Annotated in this window: 13 protein-coding genes, 1 tRNA gene and 1 pseudogene; 3 read left to right on the top strand and 12 right to left on the bottom strand. The window is 54.2% G+C overall.

The window, feature by feature from the left end; genetic code table 11:
* Position 1 precedes the first annotated feature (1 nt).
* Positions 2-496 carry a peptidylprolyl isomerase B gene (gene ppiB, locus KI228_RS06345; RefSeq protein WP_042324369.1) on the bottom strand — a complete coding sequence of 165 codons (495 nt, stop codon included), beginning with the start codon at positions 494-496 and terminating at the stop codon, positions 2-4.
* A 174-nt stretch (positions 497-670) separates the two neighbouring features.
* On the opposite strand from ppiB, the gene cysS reads away from it, so the two are divergent.
* Positions 671-2,056, top strand: a complete 1,386-nt coding sequence (gene cysS / locus KI228_RS06350; RefSeq protein WP_043001518.1) for a cysteine--tRNA ligase — start codon at positions 671-673, stop codon at positions 2,054-2,056.
* A gap of 91 nt (positions 2,057-2,147) precedes the next feature.
* On the opposite strand, the gene KI228_RS06355 is transcribed toward cysS, so the two are convergent.
* The 5 genes from KI228_RS06355 to folD all read right to left on the bottom strand — a co-directional run bounded on the left by KI228_RS06355 (position 2,148) and on the right by folD (position 6,676).
* Positions 2,148-2,672 carry a metal-dependent hydrolase gene (locus tag KI228_RS06355; protein WP_061070447.1) on the bottom strand — a complete coding sequence of 175 codons (525 nt, stop codon included), beginning with the start codon at positions 2,670-2,672 and terminating at the stop codon, positions 2,148-2,150.
* A 72-nt stretch (positions 2,673-2,744) separates the two neighbouring features.
* A complete protein-coding gene (malI, locus tag KI228_RS06360) occupies positions 2,745-3,761 on the bottom strand; it encodes a Mal regulon transcriptional regulator MalI (RefSeq protein ID WP_043001516.1) in 1,017 nt (338 codons plus the stop codon).
* Between the two features lie 84 nt (positions 3,762-3,845).
* Positions 3,846-5,345: a PTS transporter subunit EIIC gene (locus tag KI228_RS06365; protein WP_043001515.1), complete on the bottom strand. Its 1,500-nt coding sequence runs from the start codon at positions 5,343-5,345 to the stop codon at positions 3,846-3,848.
* Positions 5,346-5,595: 250 nt separating this feature from the next.
* Complete coding sequence (gene ybcJ / locus KI228_RS06370) at positions 5,596-5,808, bottom strand: ribosome-associated protein YbcJ (protein ID WP_043001514.1); 213 nt, start codon at positions 5,806-5,808, stop codon at positions 5,596-5,598.
* A 1-nt stretch (position 5,809) separates the two neighbouring features.
* A complete protein-coding gene (gene folD / locus KI228_RS06375; protein ID WP_043001513.1) occupies positions 5,810-6,676 on the bottom strand; it encodes a bifunctional methylenetetrahydrofolate dehydrogenase/methenyltetrahydrofolate cyclohydrolase FolD in 867 nt (288 codons plus the stop codon).
* 243 nt (positions 6,677-6,919) lie between these two features.
* Here folD and KI228_RS06380 point away from each other — a divergent pair.
* Positions 6,920-6,996, top strand: a tRNA-Arg gene (locus KI228_RS06380).
* A gap of 158 nt (positions 6,997-7,154) precedes the next feature.
* On the opposite strand, the gene KI228_RS06385 is transcribed toward KI228_RS06380, so the two are convergent.
* The 4 genes from KI228_RS06385 to KI228_RS06400 all read right to left on the bottom strand — a co-directional run bounded on the left by KI228_RS06385 (position 7,155) and on the right by KI228_RS06400 (position 19,068).
* Positions 7,155-7,346, bottom strand: a complete 192-nt coding sequence (locus tag KI228_RS06385; RefSeq protein WP_044265302.1) for an Hha/YmoA family nucleoid-associated regulatory protein — start codon at positions 7,344-7,346, stop codon at positions 7,155-7,157.
* Between the two features lie 162 nt (positions 7,347-7,508).
* Positions 7,509-8,057 (bottom strand): invasion associated locus B family protein, encoded by a 549-nt coding sequence (locus KI228_RS06390; RefSeq protein ID WP_052517383.1) that lies wholly within the window; start codon positions 8,055-8,057, stop codon positions 7,509-7,511.
* A 93-nt stretch (positions 8,058-8,150) separates the two neighbouring features.
* The gene (locus KI228_RS06395) at positions 8,151-17,330 is read right to left on the bottom strand and encodes an autotransporter outer membrane beta-barrel domain-containing protein (RefSeq protein WP_141227469.1); all 9,180 of its coding nucleotides are present in this window, start codon (positions 17,328-17,330) and stop codon (positions 8,151-8,153) included.
* 1,390 nt (positions 17,331-18,720) lie between these two features.
* Positions 18,721-19,068: an HAD family hydrolase gene (locus KI228_RS06400; RefSeq protein WP_224267574.1), complete on the bottom strand. Its 348-nt coding sequence runs from the start codon at positions 19,066-19,068 to the stop codon at positions 18,721-18,723.
* A gap of 16 nt (positions 19,069-19,084) precedes the next feature.
* On the opposite strand from KI228_RS06400, the pseudogene KI228_RS24575 reads away from it, so the two are divergent.
* Positions 19,085-19,240, top strand: a pseudogene (locus KI228_RS24575) (DUF4942 domain-containing protein); the annotation flags it as partial.
* Positions 19,241-19,475: 235 nt separating this feature from the next.
* Here the strand turns inward: KI228_RS24575 and KI228_RS06405 are convergent.
* Positions 19,476-20,915, bottom strand: coding sequence for a Cu(+)/Ag(+) sensor histidine kinase (locus KI228_RS06405; RefSeq protein ID WP_141227470.1), 1,440 nt, complete (start codon positions 20,913-20,915; stop codon positions 19,476-19,478).
* Positions 20,905-21,588 carry a copper response regulator transcription factor CusR gene (gene cusR, locus KI228_RS06410; RefSeq protein WP_044269013.1) on the bottom strand — a complete coding sequence of 228 codons (684 nt, stop codon included), beginning with the start codon at positions 21,586-21,588 and terminating at the stop codon, positions 20,905-20,907. Before cusR ends, KI228_RS06405 begins: the two co-directional genes overlap by 11 nt.
* Positions 21,589-21,740: the final 152 nt, after the last annotated feature.

Consider the following 21,740-nt stretch of genomic DNA (forward strand, 5'->3'; position numbering starts at 1 on the left):
ATTACTCGCTGACGGTCACGTTTTCGATAATGACGTCTTCTTTCGGTACGTCCTGGTGCATGCCGCTGCGACCGGTAGAAACGCCCTTGATTTTGTCAACCACGTCCATCCCTTCAACCACTTCCGCAAAGACGCAGTAGCCCCAGCCCTGCATGCTTTCGGCGGAGAAGTTCAGGAAGTCGTTGTCGGCAACGTTGATGAAGAACTGCGCTGTTGCAGAGTGCGGAGCCTGAGTACGCGCCATTGCCAGCGTACCACGGGTGTTTTTCAGACCGTTGTTGGCTTCGTTTTTGATAGCGTCTTTGGTGGCTTTCTGTTTCATGCCAGGCTCAAAACCGCCGCCCTGAATCATAAAACCATTGATCACACGGTGGAAAATGGTGTTGTTGTAAAAACCTTCGCGGCAGTAGTCCAGGAAGTTTTTAACTGTTTCAGGCGCTTTATCATCAAACGTTTTGATTACGATATCGCCGTGATTAGTGTGGAAAGTAACCATTTTTGCATCCTGTTCCGATATAGTAGTGCTTTAACCCAACTAAGGGTCAGAGTTAGGGAGGTGTTATAGCATAACCGCACGCTGCGATCACCTCGCAAAGTGTGCTGCTTCCCGTCCGAATTATGGGTATTATACAGACTTTGTTATCCACACACGTCTTACACGGAATCTTCGATGTTAAAAATCTTTAATACACTGACGCGCCAAAAAGAGGAATTCAAACCCATTCATGCCGGGGAAGTCGGCATGTACGTGTGTGGTATTACCGTTTACGATCTCTGTCATATTGGTCATGGCCGTACGTTTGTGGCGTTTGACGTGGTGGCGCGCTATCTGCGCTTTCTGGGCTACAAGCTGAAGTACGTGCGTAACATCACCGATATCGACGATAAAATCATTAAACGCGCAAATGAAAACGGCGAAAGCTTTGTCGCGCTGGTGGATCGTATGATCGCCGAAATGCACAACGACTTTGATGCGCTAAATATTCTGCGTCCGGACCTGGAGCCGCGCGCGACTCACCATATCGCTGAAATCATTGAAATCACTGAACAGCTGATTGCTAAAGGTCACGCCTATGTGGCGGATAACGGCGATGTGATGTTCGATGTCCCGACCGACCCAAACTACGGTCAATTGTCGCGCCAGGATCTGGACCAACTGCAGGCCGGCGCGCGCGTGGATGTGGTCGATGTGAAACGTAACCCGATGGACTTCGTGCTGTGGAAGATGTCCAAAGAGGGCGAGCCGAGCTGGCCGTCACCGTGGGGCGCAGGCCGTCCTGGCTGGCATATTGAATGTTCCGCGATGAACTGCAAACAGCTGGGTAATCACTTTGATATCCACGGCGGCGGTTCTGATCTGATGTTCCCGCACCACGAAAACGAAATTGCCCAGTCCACCTGTGCGCATGACGGTGAGTACGTGAATTACTGGATGCACTCCGGGATGGTGATGGTTGACCGCGAAAAGATGTCCAAATCGCTGGGTAACTTCTTTACCGTACGCGACGTGCTGAAGTATTACGACGCGGAAACCGTGCGCTACTTCCTGATGTCCGGCCACTATCGCAGCCAGTTGAACTACAGTGAAGAGAACCTGAAGCAGGCGCGTTCTGCGCTGGAGCGCTTGTACACCGCGCTGCGCGGGACGGATACGTCGGTCGCGCCAGCCGGTGGCGAGGCGTTTGAAGCGCGCTTTGTTGAGGCGATGAATGACGATTTCAACACCCCGGAAGCCTACTCCGTACTGTTCGACATGGCGCGCGAAGTGAATCGTCTGAAAGGCGAAGACATGGCCGCCGCGAACGCGATGGCCTCACATCTGCGTAAGATTTCTGGCGTGCTGGGACTGCTGGAGCAGGATCCGGAAGCGTTTCTGCAAAGCGGTGCGCAGGCGGATGACGGTGAAGTCGCGGAAATTGAAGCGCTGATTCAACAGCGCCTGGATGCCCGTAAAGCCAAAGACTGGGCGGCGGCGGATGCGGCGCGTGACCGTCTGAACGAAATGGGCATCGTGCTGGAAGATGGCCCGCAGGGGACGACCTGGCGTCGTAAGTAACGTTCTTGCCGGATGGCGGCTAACGCCTTATCCGGTCGACAACATACCTGAGCCGTGCCGGATAAAACGTTTTGCGTCGTTATCCGGCAATTCAATGCTTCCGGTACCACCGCAGCATCCCCATCAGCAGTACACCCGGCAACCACACCCACAGTAACTCGGAAATAATGACCTGATGCCCGTACGGCGTGGTGTAGCGCGACAGGGCAAACGGCGCGACTTTTATCACCTGCCATGGTGCGAAAAAGCGCTCGTCCGACCACGGCCACAGCCAGCCAACTCCTTTGCCGCCGGTAGTGATTGCGTCCAGCAGACTGTGCGACAGCAGCGAAACCGTCAAAAACAACCAGCAGCGCATTAACCCGGCTTTAAACCATCGCCGCCCCATCCACACGCAGAGCAGCGGGACCACCAACGCAAACAGTAGAGAATGGGTAAACCCTCGGTGTCCGAACACGTTCCCGTAGGACACGCCGAGTTTGAATGAAAGGACGTCGGCATCCGGTAGCATTGCCAGCGCGATCCCGGCAAACAGTAAACGTGGAGGAATGACTTTCAGTCCCAGACCCAGCCCAAGGCAAATCGGGACGGCGGCGTGCGTGATAACGGTAGGCATTGTCATTATCCCTGGCAAATCATAGCAATATAGCAGTGGCAAGCGGGGAGAGGAGGCGGGTGAATTCCGAATTTATGCCGATTCGCGCACGACCAGTTGACCGGAAAGGGTAATGCGCTGGATTTGTAGCGCCGGCTCTTTCAGTTTGCGCATCATAAGGACTGCCGCCTGGCGTCCGGTCTCTTCACTGGCGGATGAAACATAGGTCAATGACGGCGAGGTCAGATTCACGTGGAGCATGTCTTCGAACCCAATCAGGGCAACCTGTTGCGTGAGGAAAACATCTTTCCCGACCGTGCGCCCAACCTGATGAATGCCGGAGAACGAGCCAATCATCGCGGCGGGAGAATGGCAAAGCAGGGCGGTGAAGGTGTTGTTTTTTTCCAGTAACTGGCGTGTGGCGAGCCCCGCCGCCTGAGTGTCGTCACTACAGGCTGGTGCGGACTCTTCGCGATACACCAGGCCGTTCTGCGTCATCGCGCTGCGAAAACCCAGCAGTCGTTGCTCACGAATGTGGCAGCCTTCCTGACCGCCGATATAGGCGATATTACGGTGCCCGCGCTCGATGAGGTAGCGGGTCGCCAGATTCGCGGCCTGGCGATTATCGCGCATCACCAGATCGCATTTGTCTTCCAGTAGCGACTGAGACACCACCACCAGCGGTAGCGGGCAGTGGCGGATTTTCTCTGGCAATGTTGAGGCGCGATTATCAGAGGCGAGGTAAATCACCCCGGCGACGCCCTGCTGCTTAAACGACAGCAGACAGCGCTCCAGGTGATCGCCATCGTTAAGCGGTTGGCCGAGAAAAACCATAAAACCGTTTTTTTCCAGTTCCTGAACAATGCTTGCCATTACCTTGATGGAAAAGCTGTCGCTAAAATCGCGCAGGATCAGGCCGATCAAATTAGAGGTGTTAGCGCGAAGATTCGCCGCGGCGATGTTATGGACATAGCCAAGCGTATTGATGGCGGCATGAACCTTCTCAATGGTTGCCTCTGAGATTTTCCCTTTCTGGCGTAGCACCAGCGAAACGGTTGAGACCGAAACGCCCGCCAGCTTTGCCACATCAATAATGCTGACTTTCTTCAAAATCGCTCCCTGAAAATTACCGGTTATCAGCCTGATACAACAACGTCTCCCAGCGTACAGGAGACGTGTCACTCAGACATCTTATTATTTGCCGATCATCGTGGACATGGTCTGGGCGATAAACTGTGCTCTGGCACCGAAAATCACCTGGATACCGTTGTCGCCGACAAAGACCACGCCGCGCGCGCCGAGGCCGTTGAGACCGTCTTTATCGACCACGTCGCTTTTCGCCACTTCCAGACGCAGACGGGTGATGCAGGAGCCGACGGAGTCGATATTTTGCGCACCGCCCAGCAGGCCGATGATTTCAGTGGCAATTTCCGTATCCGTCTTGTCGTTGGCATTGGCGGTCACTTCGGTTCGACCTGGCGTTTTGATATCGAAACGGCGAATGACAAAGCGGAAGGTAAAGTAGTAAATCAGCGCCATCGGCACACCGATGATAATGGCGTTCAGGAAGTTGGTCTGATAACCATTGAAGGACGGCAGAATGCCAAACGACAGATAGTCGATGAAACCGGCGGAGAACGATTTGGCAATATGCGCATGCAGCAGGTACATGGTCATATAGGCCAGACCCGCCATCACGGCGTTGAAGACGTACAGAATCGGTGCCACGAAGATAAATGTGAACTCAACCGGCTCGGTGATCCCTGTCAGGAAGCAGGTGAGCGCCGCCGAGAACAGAATACCGGCGGCAATTTTCTTATTCTTCGTGTGTGCTTCGTGATACATCGCCAGACATGCCGCAGGCAGCGCGAACAGCATCAGCGGGAACTCGCCCTGCATAAACTTACCGGCGTTTTGATAGGTATCGCTACTGAAGGATTTGACCCCTTCCTCCAGCATTTTGAACCAGATGGTCTGATCGCCGTGGATCACCTGGCCGGCCTGAGTGGTGTAATCCCCAAAGGAATACCAGAAAGAGGGATACCAGATGTGATGTAAACCGAGCGGGATCAGCGCGCGTTCAACCAGGCCAAAGATAAAGGTTGAGACCGCCTGATTATCGCCGTTAACCACCACCGAGAGCGCATCGATACCGGACTGAATATGTTGCCAGACGTAGGGCAGCAGCAGACCGAGCACGAAGGAGAGAAACGCGGTGGCGATGGCCACAAAACGTTTACCGGAGAAGAAACCGAGGAATTCCGGCAACTGCATGGTGTGAAAGCGGTTGTAACACCAGGCGGCGAGAATACCGCAGATCAGACCGCCAAAGACGCCCATCTGCAGGGTCGGGATTCCGACCACCATCGCGTATTTGCCGCCCTGGGAGGCCATCTCCGGCGTGATGCTCAGCACCGTACTGATGGTGATATTGGTGACAAACACGGAGACCGCCGCCGACAGCGCGGCAATACCCGATTCTGAAGCGAGACCGACGGCAGAGCCGATAGCAAACAACATCGGCAGGTTATCAAAGATAACGCCGCCTGCGTTCATCATCAGCGGCAGATGGAATTTATCTCCGAAGGCCAGCAGCAGGCCCGCAGCAGGAAGTAGTGAAATTGGCAGCATTAAAGCGCGACCAATCATTGATAATTTAGACAACGATTTAACAAACCCTGATATCAGACTCATGCTGATTCCCCCGAGTAGCGTTTTTATTGACGCTGTTATTGTAAGTAGAACGTTATAGTAGAACGTTCTACTTATCGTGATGAAGGCGTGGATTTTGCGCAACTGAAATTTCACGCTTCATCAAATGAAATCGCGATTCTTTGAAGTTGATCGATAATTAACCGCTATGGTCGTAGGGTGACAGGGGAGGAGAAGGGGAGCCTCAACCCGACATCTCCGAAGGAGAGATCGGGTTGAGGTGTCAGACCGCTCAGGCTGTTACGGTGATGGTCTGTCCGGCAAAACTCACGGTTTGGCCGGCCACGATTTTACAGCGCTTGCGGGTTTCTACCGCGCCGTCAACTTTTACCTGACCTTCGGCAATCGCCATTTTCGCCTGGGCGCCGCTTTCACTCCAGCCTTCCAGTTTCAGCAAATCGCACAGTTCAACGTGAGGATGCTTGCCTAAAGAAAAGGTTGCCATATTAATTGTCCTGAGGATCGTGATATTCAACGCACGCCTGTAGCGTGTTTTCGATAAGTGTGGCGACCGTCATTGGCCCCACGCCGCCCGGTACGGGCGTAATGTACGAGGCACGTGCGGCAGCGTCTTCAAATACCACGTCGCCGACGACTTTGCCATTTTCCAGACGGTTGATGCCGACATCAACCACGATAGCGCCTTCTTTGATCCACTCACCTGGAATAAAGCCCGGTTTCCCGACGGCAACGATCAGCAGATCGGCATGCTCAACGTGATGACGCAGATTTTTGGTGAAGCGGTGGGTCACCGTAGTGGTGCAACCGGCCAGTAGCAGTTCCATACTCATGGGACGACCCACGATGTTAGAGGCACCGATCACGACCGCATTCAGCCCATAGAGGTCGATGTTGTAACGTTCGAGCAGGGTGACAATCCCGCGCGGCGTGCAGGGGCGCAAACGCGGGGCGCGCTGGCACAGGCGACCGACGTTGTAAGGATGGAAACCGTCCACGTCTTTATCCGGATCAATTCGTTCCAGCACTTTGACATTATCGATGCCTGCCGGAAGTGGCAACTGCACCAGAATACCGTCGATAGTGTTGTCGGCGTTGAGCGTATCAATCAGCTCAAGCAGTTCCGCCTCGCTGGTGGTTTCCGGCAGGTCATACGAGCGGGAGACGAATCCCACTTCGTCACAGGCTTTACGCTTGCTTGCCACATAAATCTGCGAAGCCGGGTTGCTGCCTACCAGCACTACCGCCAGGCCAGGGGCTCGACGCCCGGCCTCAATACGCGCCTGAACTTTTTGAGCAACCTCAGAGCGCACCTGCTGCGCAATCGTTTTACCGTCAATAATCTTTGCTGCCATCAGAGAGAGGATTCCATCTGTTACTTCACGTCAAAGGGGATGGCGCTATTTTGTCAGAAGTGAAGGCGGTTGTCAGTTACCGCTTACTATTGGCGTTGTTTTAGAGGGTTATCTGAAGGGGATTTGCCCTGCAAACAGACGGGATGCTCATAACTCAAGCAGTTGAGAGGAAAGCCATTGACCGCTAAGGTTGTGAACGTATAATACCGACCAGTTTTGTGTCAGTCCGCATTACAGTTCAATGCTCCCTTAGCTCAGCTGGATAGAGCAACGGCCTTCTAAGCCGTCGGTCACAGGTTCGAATCCTGTAGGGGGCGCCATTTCGAAGTCAATACACCTCTACTGAATTCGCTTTTTATCCGTTATATTCCCTGAAATGAGAAAAAATTCCCTGTCGGTGTTAATCCTGATATATCTCTGGATGAGGCTCGCTTGAAGCGAGAGGACGCCCGGAAGGTATAAAAAGATCACCTCTTTTTTAACGAACCAGCGACCATACGGCTGCCGGCACTTTGTCATACAGGGTGTTCGTTATTATCTCCGCCAGTCGATGGTCGGCTGCTGCGTAAAAATTCACCAGTTCATCGTTATTTTTTTCGATGACTTTATCCAGCGTTGCCTGACAGGTACATTTCCTTAACTGGAAAAGCCATTCCTGCTTTGTTTTAATCATTACTTTCCTGTGCTCCAGATAGCGCTTAAAAACAACGTATATCACTCACACAATTCCGGCACTGCCGTAAATGAAACCGCAACAAAATGATAGTGCCATAGCATTATCACCGAAAAGGAGGACGGAAACCCCAATGCTCAGTCATGTAGGGTTTCCCTTTCATGGAGACGGTGGTGTGTCAGTTTTTTCCTCCTGTAAGAATTGAATACGCTGCAGAGCCTTATCCAGTCCATTAACCGGCAACTGCAGTTCAATTGTCTCAGCACCATCGCCTGAATTCTTTCCCGTTAGCGTCCATTTATTCGCTTTCAGCAATTCCTTCGCTTGCTCTTTATCCCACTGCACAGGAACGATACATCCTTCTGGTACACAGGTACTGAAATGCAGTGTATCCAGACGCTTATCGTCGACAGACAGCGTGACACCTTCTGCGAGCGCAAGTCCAAATGGCAGGGTCAGCTTTCCGGTTAAGGACGTCTCGGTGTCACCCCTCAGTTCAGCAGAGAGGACTCTGACACCCGCCTTTGTCTGCACCTGCAGTGCGGTACATTGCGGAGCCGCTGTCTCCTTACTTTCCTGACAAATAACCACCCAGTCTCCGTAACGCTCCTGTAGTACCGCAGCATCAGCGCCATCAGGCAATACGGCCTGAGCCTGAAATCCAGCGGATATAAAAAATAACGTCACTCCGGTTAATAAACGTATCATTCATCCCTCTTCTTATTATTGTCGTTACTCTTATTACAGATAACAGAACCTGACCATAGAGCCGGTACTCCCGGCGCTATGGTCTTCAGTGGTTTACCAGTTGTATTTCACACCCAGCATGCCCTGGGTGTCGCTGTAGCCCTTGTCACCCATTTGCACGCCCACGCTGCCCCACACGCTCAGGCGATCATTTAGCTTACCTTCCACGCCAGTGCGGACTTCGCCGAGGTTGCGGGCACCGTCACGACTCACCGTCGTTCCGTCCATCTTCACGCCCCAGGTTTCCGTATTGTGGATCCAGTTCACTTCCACGAATGGCTGGAAGGTACGCTGTTTACCGTCATCCATTTTGTGGTGACTGCTCAGATACGTTCTCACCCCGAGGCGAGTCTGAATATTGCCGTCGCCCTGCGTTTCGATGCGGGTTCCGTCTTTACGGCGATGCGCATCATCCTTCACGCCCATCCAGGTGACCTGCGCCTGCGGCTGCACATACCAGGTGTTCAGTGTGCCTTCGCTGCCCCAGAACTCCCCGGCTTTCAGGGTGTAGCCGGCTTCCAGAGAGGCGGTCAGCCCTTTGGATTTGTACTCATCGCGCTCACGTCTGTCGGCGGTCACGCTGCTGTCGAACCAGTTGTACAGCATCCAGCTGTCCACATACATACCGGTTTTATCAGCATCGTTCTGGTACCAGGTGCCGTACAGACCGGCGCTGTAGCCGCTGACGCGACCGTCAGAACCATACCCGGCGCGGTTGCTCTGGGTGTTGCTGTGCTCGTTCGCATACCCTCCCATCACGCCCAGGTGCCAGCGGTCCAGACCGTCAGAACTCCACTGCGCGATATCGCCACCCAGTTGCAGCACATAGCGGTTGCTCTGGGTTTTCAGTTGACCGTCACCTGCACTTGAACGTTCGTGACCGCCAACGTGGCGCATCCACAGGCTGGTGACGCTGTCATCACCGTTACGCAGGGCGTCGGCGTACTGCGGTTCACCGAGACGGTCATGCAGACGGTGGTTAAACAAGGTGTTGGCCGCTGCGATGTTGCTGATATAGCTACCGGCTTCAGGGCGCAACGCGTCCTGGGCGGTCGGATCGACTACCGGCGGGTCCTGCGCGGGTACTGCGCCATTCCATTTGCTGGTCAGATACCAGTTCTTCGCCGCCTCACCGGTTCCTTTCGCCAGCGTATAGACATAGGCCCCGGCTTCAACGGTACCGTTCTCTAACGCAAAGTCACCGGCTGAGTTGCCATCAACCTGCACCAGTTCAATGCCGTTCACCGTCTGCGCACCCGTACCGCCGACGTTATTCACGTCAACACGGGTGTTGCCGCGGGTATCACCGTGAACGGTGAGTTTATCCGTCGGTGAGTTGTCGCCGTTCAGGGTGGTGTTCAGCGACAGCTGTCCGTCGTTGCCGGTGTAGTTACCATTGACCACCAACTGGTTACCCGTTTTGCTGCCGGCAAGGTTCACCGTCCCGCTGTTGCTCAGGTTACCGCCCAGTGTCAGGAGGCCTGCCGATGCCGATTCATGTCCGGGCAGGGCGTTCATGGCAATGAGCATCCCGCTGTTCACGACATTCCCTCCCACCAGCCCCTGTCCGGCCAGCATGCCGCCAGATGCCACCGTCACATCACCGGCATCCACGCCACCCAGAACCGTGTCAGGTGAAGCCAGCATGACAGTGGCTCCGTCAGCCACCGCTACACCGGCCGTCATATCACTGTTTACCCCTTCCACTGTCAGGACGCCGCCGTTCACATTAAGCTGACCACCCCCGGTAATTTCTCCCTGTACGCTGCCCCCCTGTGCCAGATTCAGCGTTCCGTCATTCAGTGCCAGCGTTCCGTTCTGCAGGGTATTCAGGCGTCCAGCTGACTGGGTGGTGCCGTTAAGGTCTGCTTTCGCACCGCTGTTAATTGCCAGCGTCGCGGTGGCGCCCAGCGCACCGTCCACATCCGTACGCAGGGTACCACTGAGCACGGTGGTGTCACCGGTGTAGTCGTTGCCGCTGTTGGACAGCGACAGCACATCACTGCCCGTTGTACTGATGGCGAGGTTACCGCTACCCGTGATGCGGGCAGACTGGTCTGCGGCGGCACCGGTAGCATCCGGTGTTCCGTCGAGCGTCAGGGTCTGGTCTTGCAGGATGTCCAGCTCTTTCAGACCGTAGTTCACATACAAACCATCCTGGCTGCCGGTGGTCCCGGTGGTGGTCATGCGGAAATCCCAGGTGCCTTTAGCCACCGTGGTGCCGCCCTGGGCGATATCCACCTCCGTGGCATCGCTGATGGTATTGCCATTCTGGTCATGCAGTATCAGGTTTCCACCACTACCGGTAACCTGAGCGGCGCTGACCAGATCAAGTTTCACATTCGCCTCATCCTGGGTCATCAGGGACGCCCGGGTGTCGGTCTCGTGGCCAGGAACATAGGTCTCAGGGATGATAATCTGCACCGTGCTGTTACCGGTTGCATCCAGCGTGCCGACGGTGACATGGCTGTCAGCCACTTTCCCATCAGGTGCCGTCGCGTTAAATACCATCTCACCCCCGGCAAAGGTGAGGCCACCGATGGTCTGCTCTCCGTCTGCCACCGTAGTGATACTGCCGACATTCGCTTTCAGAATGGCGCTGGTCAGGGCAGAGGTGTTCACGCCACTCAGATCCAGTGTCGCATTGCTCAGATCCACGGTTCCGCTAAAGGCGTTGCCTGCTGTTGATGAGAAGTTAAATGCTTCGTCTGCGGTATCCACCAGCAGCACACCGGCACCGGTCAGGACATTCCGCAGGGTGAAAGCGCCTGCTGTGGCGAGATCAATCAGCCCGTTGTCGTTCAGGCTGGCCGATGCAGGCAGTGTGGCGTCCGTGACGTGCAGGGTGCTGCCGGTCTGTACATCGTATGTACCGGTAAACGGACTGCCAGTGTCCGTGAGCGTCACATCTGCGCTGTCGGTCAGGGCTACCGTACCGGCACCCGTAACCCGGCTGTCCAGGTTACCGTCAAAGGCATCCAGTGAGAGGATTCCGGTTGTGTGGGTATTGACCGTTGCCGTTCCCGTGTTCTCCGTCCCGGAAGCATGCAGTTGGGTTCCATCTGTAACATCCCAGGTCCCGGTAAACAGGCGGTTATCCGCCGTCGCCATCACATCCGTTGCGTTACTCAGCGATACGATCCCCTGTCCGCTGAGACGGTTCACCAGTGAACCCGTTATGCCGTCCAGCGTCAGGGTGCCGCTATCCTTAATATCACCGGTACCTGCGCCCTGCGCATCATTCATCACCACTTGCGCGTCACTGCTGATGGCGGTAGTCGCGCTCAGGCTGCTGTTGGCACCGTCGATCATCAGCGTGCCGCCGGTGACATTCAGACTCCCGGCTCCGGTCAGGCTGCCGTTGCTGTAGCCGCCACTGGTCAGGTTAAGCGTACCGCCGTTAATGTTAAGGACAGAATCGACATCACCCGCCAGCTGACCGGCAGTCTGCTCAGAACCGTTCAGGTCAGCTTTCGCAGTGCTGTAGATATGCAACTCGCCGGTGTCACCCAGCGCGCCGTCTGCATCCGTCCGTAATGTCCCGGACTGAACCAGCGTGGTCCCGCTGTAGTCATTCAAACCATTTGACAGGGAAACCAGTCCGTCGGTGCTGATGGCAAGATTACCCGTCCCGGAGATTTTCGCCGACATGTCCGCATCTGCACCGCTGGCTCCCGCGAACTCAGCCAGCGTCAGCGTCTTCCCGGCACGGATATCCACTTCCTTCAGGCCGTAGTTCACATACAGACCGTCTCCCGGCGCGGTGGTCAGGCGGATACCGTACTGACCATCAGCCACAACCGTGCCGTACTGCGCGATGGCAATACTTTCGTCGGTACCAATAGCATTCCCGTTCTGGTCGATGAGCGTCAGGGCGCCGCCGGAGCCGATGACCGTATCGGCCTGGACAAGCTGAATATCGGCGTGCGTGTCATCCTGCTGCAGCAGGTTCAGGGTGGTGTCCGGGTCTGCCGTCAGACCCGGGTCATTCCACGGGTCCGTCAGCGTCACCTGAACATTGCCTGTCCCGCTTGCCTGAAGGTCACGACCGTTACGGCTGAAGGTGCCTGCGCCGGCAACCAGTGTCCCAGTCTGCAGAACACCGTCAGACTGTGTCGCACCGGGCAGGGAGATATCCAGCGCCAGGGTGCCGCCATTAAAGGCCAGACCGTCGGTATGCTGAACCCCTCCGCTTACCATTGTGGTGTTACCGCTGCTGGTCATCAGCATGGCCTGGGTCAGCGCCGCGGCGTTATCCCCGGACAGGGCAAAGGTGCTGTCCTGCAGGTCCACCGTGCCCGTAAAGGCTGTTCCGGCTGAAGGGTTAAAAGCAAAGATGTCGTCCGCAGACGCCAGGTCCACGCTCAGCAGACCGCTGCCGGTGAGCACATTACTGAACGTGAAATTCCCCGTACCGTCGGTGGTGGCACCGGCGACGTCCAGCGTTCCCGGTGCGGCAATGTTCACCGTACTGGTGCCGAGACCGGTATTGCCCGTGGTGGACTGCACGGTGGTGGTGAGCGTGCCGCCGTTAACCAGTGTGGCACCGCTGAAGGTGTTTTCTTTGCTCAGGACCGTATGGCCTGCGTCCTGCATCACGGTACCGTTGCCGGTAATCAGCGGCGTGAACTGGTATCCGCCCGCCGTGGTCGGGTCCGTCTCCGTATGGTTAAACACCAGGGTGGCGCTGCCTGCCCCCATGTTCACACTGTCAGCACCGGTGATAAGCCCGGCACCTGCTGCCGCCTCACCGTGGGCGGCGCCAATGTTAAGTGTGCCGGTGCTGCCGGCCTGCATTGCCAGCGCCACCGGATTGTTGGTATCAAGCGTACCGCTGTTGCTGAGGGTGAGGGTGCCGGCACCTGCCATTCCCAGATAAAGGAACGGGGTGCGCAACAGGGAGCCCGCGCCGTCCACAGTGATGGAGCCGGTAGTGGTTGCTAACGCGCCGGCACCGACGCCGCTTTGTTCACTGACGACCACGCCTCCGTTCCGGATATTCACGACGCCTGTTCCTGCCTGTCCTACGGCAATACCAACCACACCGTTCTGGATAAGCGTCGAACCCGGCCCTTCGACATTCAGGATCCCGGTACCGGCCCCCGGCTGTGTTGGGCCATTCAGTCCCCCAAGGATGAGACCGTCATTGCTGTTTACGGTCCCTCCTTCAGTGATATTCAGGGTCCCGTTGCCGTACTGCCCGATAATTGTCAGATCTGCGATTTCCAGATGACCTGTCTGACTGACGTTTATCACACCTGTACCGCCGGCTTGCGCACCAGTCGTAATGCCATCAGCCGTGACGTTACCGCCAGCGTTAATATTGAGCGTCCCGGTTCCGGCATCGCCCACCACCAGCGCGGGCAGGGTGCTGTTATCGATGGTCCACTGCCCGCCACTGCTGACAGTAACGGTACCGTTACTGCCGGAAAGCTGGCCTATTGAGCCGCTCTTCGACGTCATCAGACCGCCATTGCGGACCTGGACGTCACCGGTTCCCATATACCCCACGGCCCAGAGCGGACCTGAAGCGACACCGGTATTAAGCACGGCATCAGCACCGTCCACAATCACGGTACCTTCACCTCCGGCAGCCACTCCGACAACAAAACTGTCTGCGTTTACTGTACCGTTCGCACTGATATTAAGCGCGCCGGTTCCTGATAATCCCACTTCCAGCATATCTGTGGTGTTATCCCACACCGCACCGGAGCTGACATTAATCGTGCCGTGGCCACTGGTTGATTTGCCAATGATACTCTGACCGCTGGCCTGCAATAACGCGCCATCAGTGAGCGTCACAGTACCAGTACCCAGATCGCCCACAACCAGACTGTCAGTCAGCCACTGAGAATCAGCGCCCTCCACCGTGACCGTGCCGGTACCGCCTGTACCCGCACCGACTATACTGGTATCGCTGACACTTACGCTGCCACCACTTGTGATATCCAGTGACCCTGTTCCGGACTGACCCACCGTCAGGTCAACGGTATTCAGTACTGAGTCCGGACCGTCCACCGCCACGGAGCCATCACCCGTTGCAGCATTCCCTAGGATAGCGGAAGAAGAATCAACAGTACCGCCGTCATGAATGTTGACCGTGCCAGTTGCAGCATTGCCCACAATGAGGCTGACATTCTGTCCAGGGTCTGATGCTGCGCTGTTCCACACGGCACCATTACTGACGTCCACCGAGCCGTTACCCGCACCGGTAGCACCCACAGCGCCGCCCTTGCTGGTCACAACGGCATTGTTGGTCAGGGTCATTGTCCCGTTACCGGCAGCCCCCGTGGTCAGGCTGCCGGTCAGGTTCCACTGCGAACCCACACCATCAACTGTCACAGTACCGGTGCTTCCTGCCGCACTGCCTGTGATGCCGGTACCCATTCCGGCACCGGTGGTATTCACCACGCCGCCATCAGTAATGCTGAGGGTGCCCTGACCACTGGCGCCTGTGGTCAACGATGTCGTATTCATCACGGCATTCACGCCGCTGACATTAACCGTTCCTGTCCCCGCCGCTGCGTTGCCGATCGTGGTGTTACCTGCCGCCACTGTACCGGTCGTGTTGACATTCAGGATACCGGTCCCCGCATCACCCACCTTCAACGCGCCCATACCGGCATTCCACAGACCACCCGAGCTGACATCCACCGTACCTGTCCCGGTTCCGGTACTGCCCACGATGCCCCCGTAGCTGGCGACGCTGGCGTTATTAGTCAGCGCCATCGTGCCGGTACCTGCAGCCCCCGTAGTCAGGACGCTGGTCAGGTTCCACTGCGAATTCGCACCATCAACGGTGACAGTCCCGGCACTGCCTGCGGCATAACCGATGATGCCCGTTCCTGTGCTGTTCACGACGCCACTATCAGTAATGGTGAGTTCACCCTCACCATTAACCCCCGTTGTCAGGGTGGCAGTATTCAGTACGGCATCTTCACCATCCACATTTACCGTACCCACACCGGTCGCCGCATTACCTATATTGGTGTTGCCAGCCGTAACGGTACCGGTGGTGTTGATATTGAGGGTCCCTGTACCGCCACTGCCCACGGTCAGCGTCTGTCCGGCGCCAGCGGCATTGAGAAGATTCCACTGACCGTCGCTGCTGACATCGACAACACCTGTACTTCCCGTCGTACCACCGATAACGCCCGCACCAGTACTGTCCACCACACCGCTGTCAGTAATGGTGAGCGTACCTGTACCATTACTGCCTGTGGTCAGGGCGACCGTATTCAGCACAGCATCGGTTCCGTTCACACTAACAGTGCCCGTACCTGTTACAGTACTGCCAATGGTCGTATTGCCAGCGGTAACGGTGCCTGTGGTATTGATATTAAGTGTGCCCGTACCACTACCGCCCACAGTCAGGGTCTGCCTGGCTCCGCCAGCATTAATGAGGTTCCATTGAGAATGACTGCTGACATTCACCGTGCCATCACCATTTCCGATGACCGAAGCATTACCCGTAAGGGAGGCTGTATTACCTAACATGCCGGCACCACTACTGTTCACGGTGCCGCTATTGGTGATATTAAGTGTACCCTGCTCACGGTCTCCAACGGTCAGCATGGTGGTGTTCAGTTCAGTACCTGCACCATCAACATTGGCGAGGCCAGAACCAATTTCAGTATAATATGGCGTGCCAATATTGGTGCTCCCTGCGGTAACCACAGCCATGGTATTGGCATTGAGAGTACCCGTACCGCCAGCACCCACGTTCAGCCCCTGGAGCTTTCCACTGGCGTTAATGAGAGTCACTCGGGCTCCGCCACTAACATCAAATGTGCCTGTACTGCCTTCCTGCGCGCCAACCGCAATGAAGCTACCGGTCATCTCCGCGCCATCAGTTAATTTCACGGCACCAGAACCCTGGAGTCCTATGTTCGTCGTAGATGCTGTTGTCCAGGTGGAACCATTACCGTCTACCGTAATTCTGGCAATATTCCCTACAAGCCTGCCAATGTTAATCGTAGACGTACTCAACGCCCCCCCATTAGTGACCAGTATGGCGGTAGGATCTGCCGGGTTTTTACCTTGCATGTTAAAGGTTCCGCCCATACTGAGACGGGAGGCTGTGCCATCAATGGTAATGAGAGTACGGGAGGTCGCGTCATTAGTCTGCATGCTGCCACCCGCCGCAAGATTGACAACACCTCCGTTTGTAATGGCTATTGTAGGCGTGGTGCCGGTAACGGTCCCCATGAAAAAGTTGCCACTGTCCGTCCATACAGAACCTGCGCCATCCACCGTCACCGTACCATTGATCGTATCACCGGAAGTGCCGTGAGTGGCGACATTGCCTCCGTTGGTCACCGCCATTAAGCCGCCGTCATTCACGGTAAAATTTCCGGAAGTCAGTCCGGAGTCTGTGCCGTCGACCCTGAGCGTGCCGCCGCTGCTTACAGTGATTGGGTTAAGATTTCTTATGCCGATGACTTGTCCGCCATCGGTGATATCGAGGTCGCCACTAATTTGCAGGCCGCCGTTTCCGTATGACAAGCTGGAACCTGTACCATCAATAGTGGCTTTACCGCCAGCACCTATTGACACGCCATAATTATCGGTAATCATCACTGAACTCCCCCCGGAGATGTTCAGCGTTCCCGTGCCTGCGCTGCCCACTATCAGCTTTTGTCCCGATAAATTCCACTGGCTGCCACCGCTGACATCAACCACACCTTTGCTGCCAGCAAGGTGTCCAATCGTGCTGCCAGCAGTGCTGTTTACAACACCGCCATTGGTAATGGCTAACATCCCCTCGCCGGCATGTCCCACAGTCATGTCCGCCGTGTTGAGTACCGAGCCCGTGCCGTCCACCGTGAGGGTTCCCGAACTTCCGGCTGACAATCCAACCGTACTGGTGCCACCCGTGACTGCGCCACCATTACTGATGGTGAGGTCTCCCGTTCCGCCACTGGTACTGCCCACAATAATATTGCCGGCATCAGCATAAGGATTATCCTGGGTGACGGACAGATTAGGGGTACCCAGACTGCTGTCCACGACCAGGTCAGCAAAGGAGGTACCGGGCAGGGCCATCAATACCAGTAGAGAAAGCACACGCAGTCGTGAAGGAAGAGGGTGGGTAAAGGAGATATTGTTTAAACAAATAACAGTGGGGGGGGGCTGGCTTACGGATGAGACCTGCTGTTTCCCGTTCACCAGTTCAGAACAGACCTGAAAGACCCGCAGTGTGCTGTTCCAGATAACACGATAAATTTTGTTCATTGCAGCCACCTCTTATACTGTGCCAAAACTGACTACACAGGTATCTGCTCTGTCACTGCCCTGAGCTTTCCCTGTACTCTCACGCATGACTGGCGCAGTATTTTTTTCTGTCCGGATGAGATTTTTAATTCTTCCAGTGCAATTCTCAGGTACGAAAATCCGATCCCGAGAATTATTAAAACTATGAATCTTCGGTTGTTCCATACTCTATGCTCGTGGTTAATTTGTTATATTTGTTATACAGGTGAGTTATCTCTTTTGCGTAGGAGCGATAAAAGGCTCCCGAGCCCCATAATTTATGAAGCATGAAAAGAAAAATCTTAGCGTGGGTAGTTATATCACCTGTTACCAGCCTCAAGATTTTGATGAGGGTGTAATGTATTGATATTACTTTATCTTGCTGACACCTGATGAGTGCCTGACTGGCAAATATAACTACTCATTGAGTATTGCAATTTGCTTGCAAACTGCATTTTTAAGAATGGTTTACATTTCTACGGCCTCTGTAAAATAAAACAACAAAGGAATCAATAAGAATATATACGACAGATATTTTCTCTGACAGATTATGATACCATTACTCGAATAAGTAATAATGGTTTAAAAAACGTCCCTTTGCAATTCCCCAATTCCAGTTTTGCACTGTACTAAAAGAGAGTCAAGAAGAGCTAAAATGTTAGAAATGTAATATTAATGCTACTGGATAAACCTGTTATATATATTCCTGGTGGTCGTTTTAAATGAGGGGCGTCTTTTCAGGAAATATCACTCACTTGCTCTTTTGAGGTTGAGATATTTGCATCTGACAATAAGAATATTGCAAACATTAGATGAGGCTGGAAGTAGTCACCCGAGAGCACAATTTGCTAAAAAGTAATGGGCGTGGTTTGTAATTTTAATTTAAGTGATTGTATATAATGATATTTTTCTAAGTTGTTGTTATGAATTAATAATCTCCATTTTTATATCATGTAAAAAACACAACGTTATGATTGTATTATTCTTTTTTTGTTTTTTCGTTAGATATGAAAATTTGTTAAAAAAACAGTGTTACGAGAGGGTGGCAGCCGTAATTCGTAATCTGACCGGGTAAATTTTATAAAATTCAGATTTTTCTTTCTGAACAATAACCTGATAAAGGGGGACGGTATCAGTAAATTAGCCTTATGCCATGCCCATTTTTTGTGTCTTAAGCGTTTCTCATTGTTTCGTGTCGCTGCAACCCAGAACATTTCCATCCCGTTAGATAAATGGATGGATCATCAAGTCAGAAACCTCGGACAAAAAAGCTGGTGCGGTTCACCGGATCCCGTTCTTTGCAGGCCAGCAGCACACGTCCGGATCCGCGCGAGAGGGAGATAATCCCTATTGCAACCAGAAAGGGTGAAGCCTAAGAACGGCCAAGGGATTCGATATCCTGCAACAGCGTGTCGATCGTGGCGCGCTCTGTGAAAGGTTCTGGCGCACCTTCAGGTGCTGTCAGCCCAACCCTGTTATGCCAGTACGTGGGCACTCCCACTTTTTGCGTCCCAAGCATGTCATAAGCAGAGCCTGCGACAAATATAGCCTCGGCAGGAACAAAGCCTGTATTACACAACGCCAGACGATACGGCTCAGGATGCGGCTTGTAAAAATCAGCCTGTTCGGAAGTCACGACGACATCGAAGGGAACGCCGACAAGATCCGCAGCAATGCGCCTGAGGCGCGCCGAACAGTTAGTGACCACACTTAATCCCATCAGCTCAGAATAGACCCTGTTAACCGATTACACTGACGTGATTTGCTCCACCAGCATTGAACGCATCATCACCGGACGTAATGCTGCGCTGAGCCTGACAGAAATCCTTATTCATCAGCTCAGTGATATTTTTGCACTCACCGACAGCATTGGCGGGGGCAACGCGAATGAATGACGACTGCGCACATTACCTTTAAGCGGTCAGAACTTGTAGAAAAACTGAATGACATTTTCACTAAGCATTATCCGGGGATACTGGTAGCGCGATAGTTCATTGTTACCATAACCGGGCTCGAAATCACGGGTGTTTTTAGCGAAATACGATTGTGGGCTTCGGCGTTTTTCGAACTGCTAAAAATGCTGTAATAACAATGGTTATATGGCCTGTATTCGAATCCGGTAGGATCTCAGACCCACTCTTTCGGTAAACTCAACGTAAACCGGGTCACGTTTACATCCGAAGTCACCGACACTTTTCCGTGGTGTGCGGTCACAATCGATTTCACGATCGCCAGTCCGATGCCGCTGCCTTCGCCTTTACGCTGGCGGGATGGATCCACGCGATAAAAGCGATCAAACAACCGTGGTAAATGTTCGGCAGGGATAGGTGTTCCCGGGTTTTCAATGATGATGTGCACCTGTTCGTCCGCCTCTGTCAGCCGGACGGTAATGCTCTGGCCCAATGGCGTGTAGCGCATCGCGTTGGAGAGGAGATTGCTGATCGCCCGGCGCAGCATATCTGAATCGCCGGATACCAGGCATGGACGCCCTTCAAAATGCAACCCGACTTCCCGTTCTTCCGCCAGCGCCTCAAAAAAGTCGAATACTTTACTGACTTCATCCGCCAGATTGATCGTTTTTTTCTCCGGGATCAGCTGGTTGTTATCGGCCTGCGCCAGAAACAGCATATCGCTGACCATTTTCGCCATATGGCTAAATTCTTCGAGGTTGGAATAGAGCACCTCTTCCAGCTCCTTCTGGCTACGGGGCTGGCTGAGGACAATTTCTGTTTGCGTCACCAGGTTGGTGATAGGGGTACGGATCTCATGGGCAATATCAGCTGAAAAATTGGACTGGCGGGTAAAAACGTCTTCGATACGCTCGATCATGTGATTAAACGAGAGCACCAGCCGTTCCAGTTCAATAGGCACCGACCGGGGATCCAGTCGGACGTCGAGATCTTTCGAGGTGATGTTCTGAATCTGTCGGCTGACGCTACGGATCGGTTCGTGGCCTTTATACACGGCAAACAGCACGATAAAAATGATCAACATGCTGATGATCGAGGCGGTCATGATCAGCTTGTTTTTCAAATCGTTAATGTAATGCAGGTGAAAATCGATCGACAGCGCCAGATACAGGGTATAGGCCGGTTTTCCGTCGATCAGCGGCCCGACCGGCAGGCGGATCATGCGCCAGCTGGAATGGGTGCCGTGGCCAGCCATCTGCATCGACGGACCATTAATCAAATAGACGTTGCCGCCCGGAACGGTTTTATCCACCGTGGCGCGGGCAAGAAACTGGCGGATATCCGGCATATGAGGGGAATGAAAGAGCGCCTGCTGGTTGGCATCTTCCAGCGAAATAATGACGTTTGAGTAACCGGCTACCACGTTTTTCAGGATCTCCAGACGGCGGGATTCTGGCTCGTCGGAGGGGCTAAGGATACGTTCGAGGGTGGCGCTGATTTCGCTTAAGTCGTTGATGTCCTGTTCGGCAAAATGCACTTTTACCGACTGAATCATGATCCAGGCAAAGGCAAAAAAGGAGGCAATGGTCACGAGGCTGATAAAAAAGGTCAGGCGCGTCGCCAGCGAAAAAGGGCGGGGTAACCGCTTACTGACCATCCGGCACCTCAAGCACATATCCCACGCCACGCACGGTCTGAATCAGCTTAGGCTCAAAGTCGTTATCAATTTTGCCGCGCAGGCGCTTCACGGCCACGTCAATGGCGTTGGTATCGCTGTCAAAATTCATGTCCCACACCTGAGAGGCAATCAGCGAGCGGGGTAATACTTCTCCCTGGTGGCGCAGGAAAAACTCCAGCAGGGTAAATTCTTTGCTGGTGAGCGTGATGCGGGTACCGCTACGACTCACTTTGCGGCTCACCAGGTCAACGATCAGATCGGCCACCTGAAACTGGCTTTCGACGATTACCGCCGCCCCCCGGCGTAGCAGGGTTCTGACGCGCGCCAGCAGTTCGGCAAAGGCAAACGGCTTAACCAGATAATCATCCGCCCCTAATTCCAGCCCTTTTACCCGATGTTCAATGGTTCCCAACGCGGTAAGCAGCAGAATCGGCATGCCTTTATTCGCGGCACGCAGCATCCGGACGATATCCCAGCCGTTGACGTCGGGCAGCATGATATCAAGAACGAGCAGGTCGTAATCACCGGTCATCGCCAGGTGATAGCCGTTCAGACCGTTGTCAGCAAGATCGACAACAAAGCCCGCTTCCGTCAGTCCTTTGGTCAGGTATTCACCGGTTTTGTTCTCATCTTCGACGATCAAAATTTTCAACACATTCTCCTTCGCCACGCGACGGTCATGGGGCCTCTCAATTCTAGAGAAGCCAGATCGGATAGCAATCGCATTCTGGGAAAATGACAGCTTTGTCATTTTGCTGTCACGGGTTGAACAGAGAGCGCCAGGTAAAGTGGCTGATATCAACC

Origin of the sequence: Citrobacter amalonaticus (assembly GCF_018323885.1) — a bacterium.
GTDB lineage: Bacteria > Pseudomonadota > Gammaproteobacteria > Enterobacterales > Enterobacteriaceae > Citrobacter_A > Citrobacter_A amalonaticus.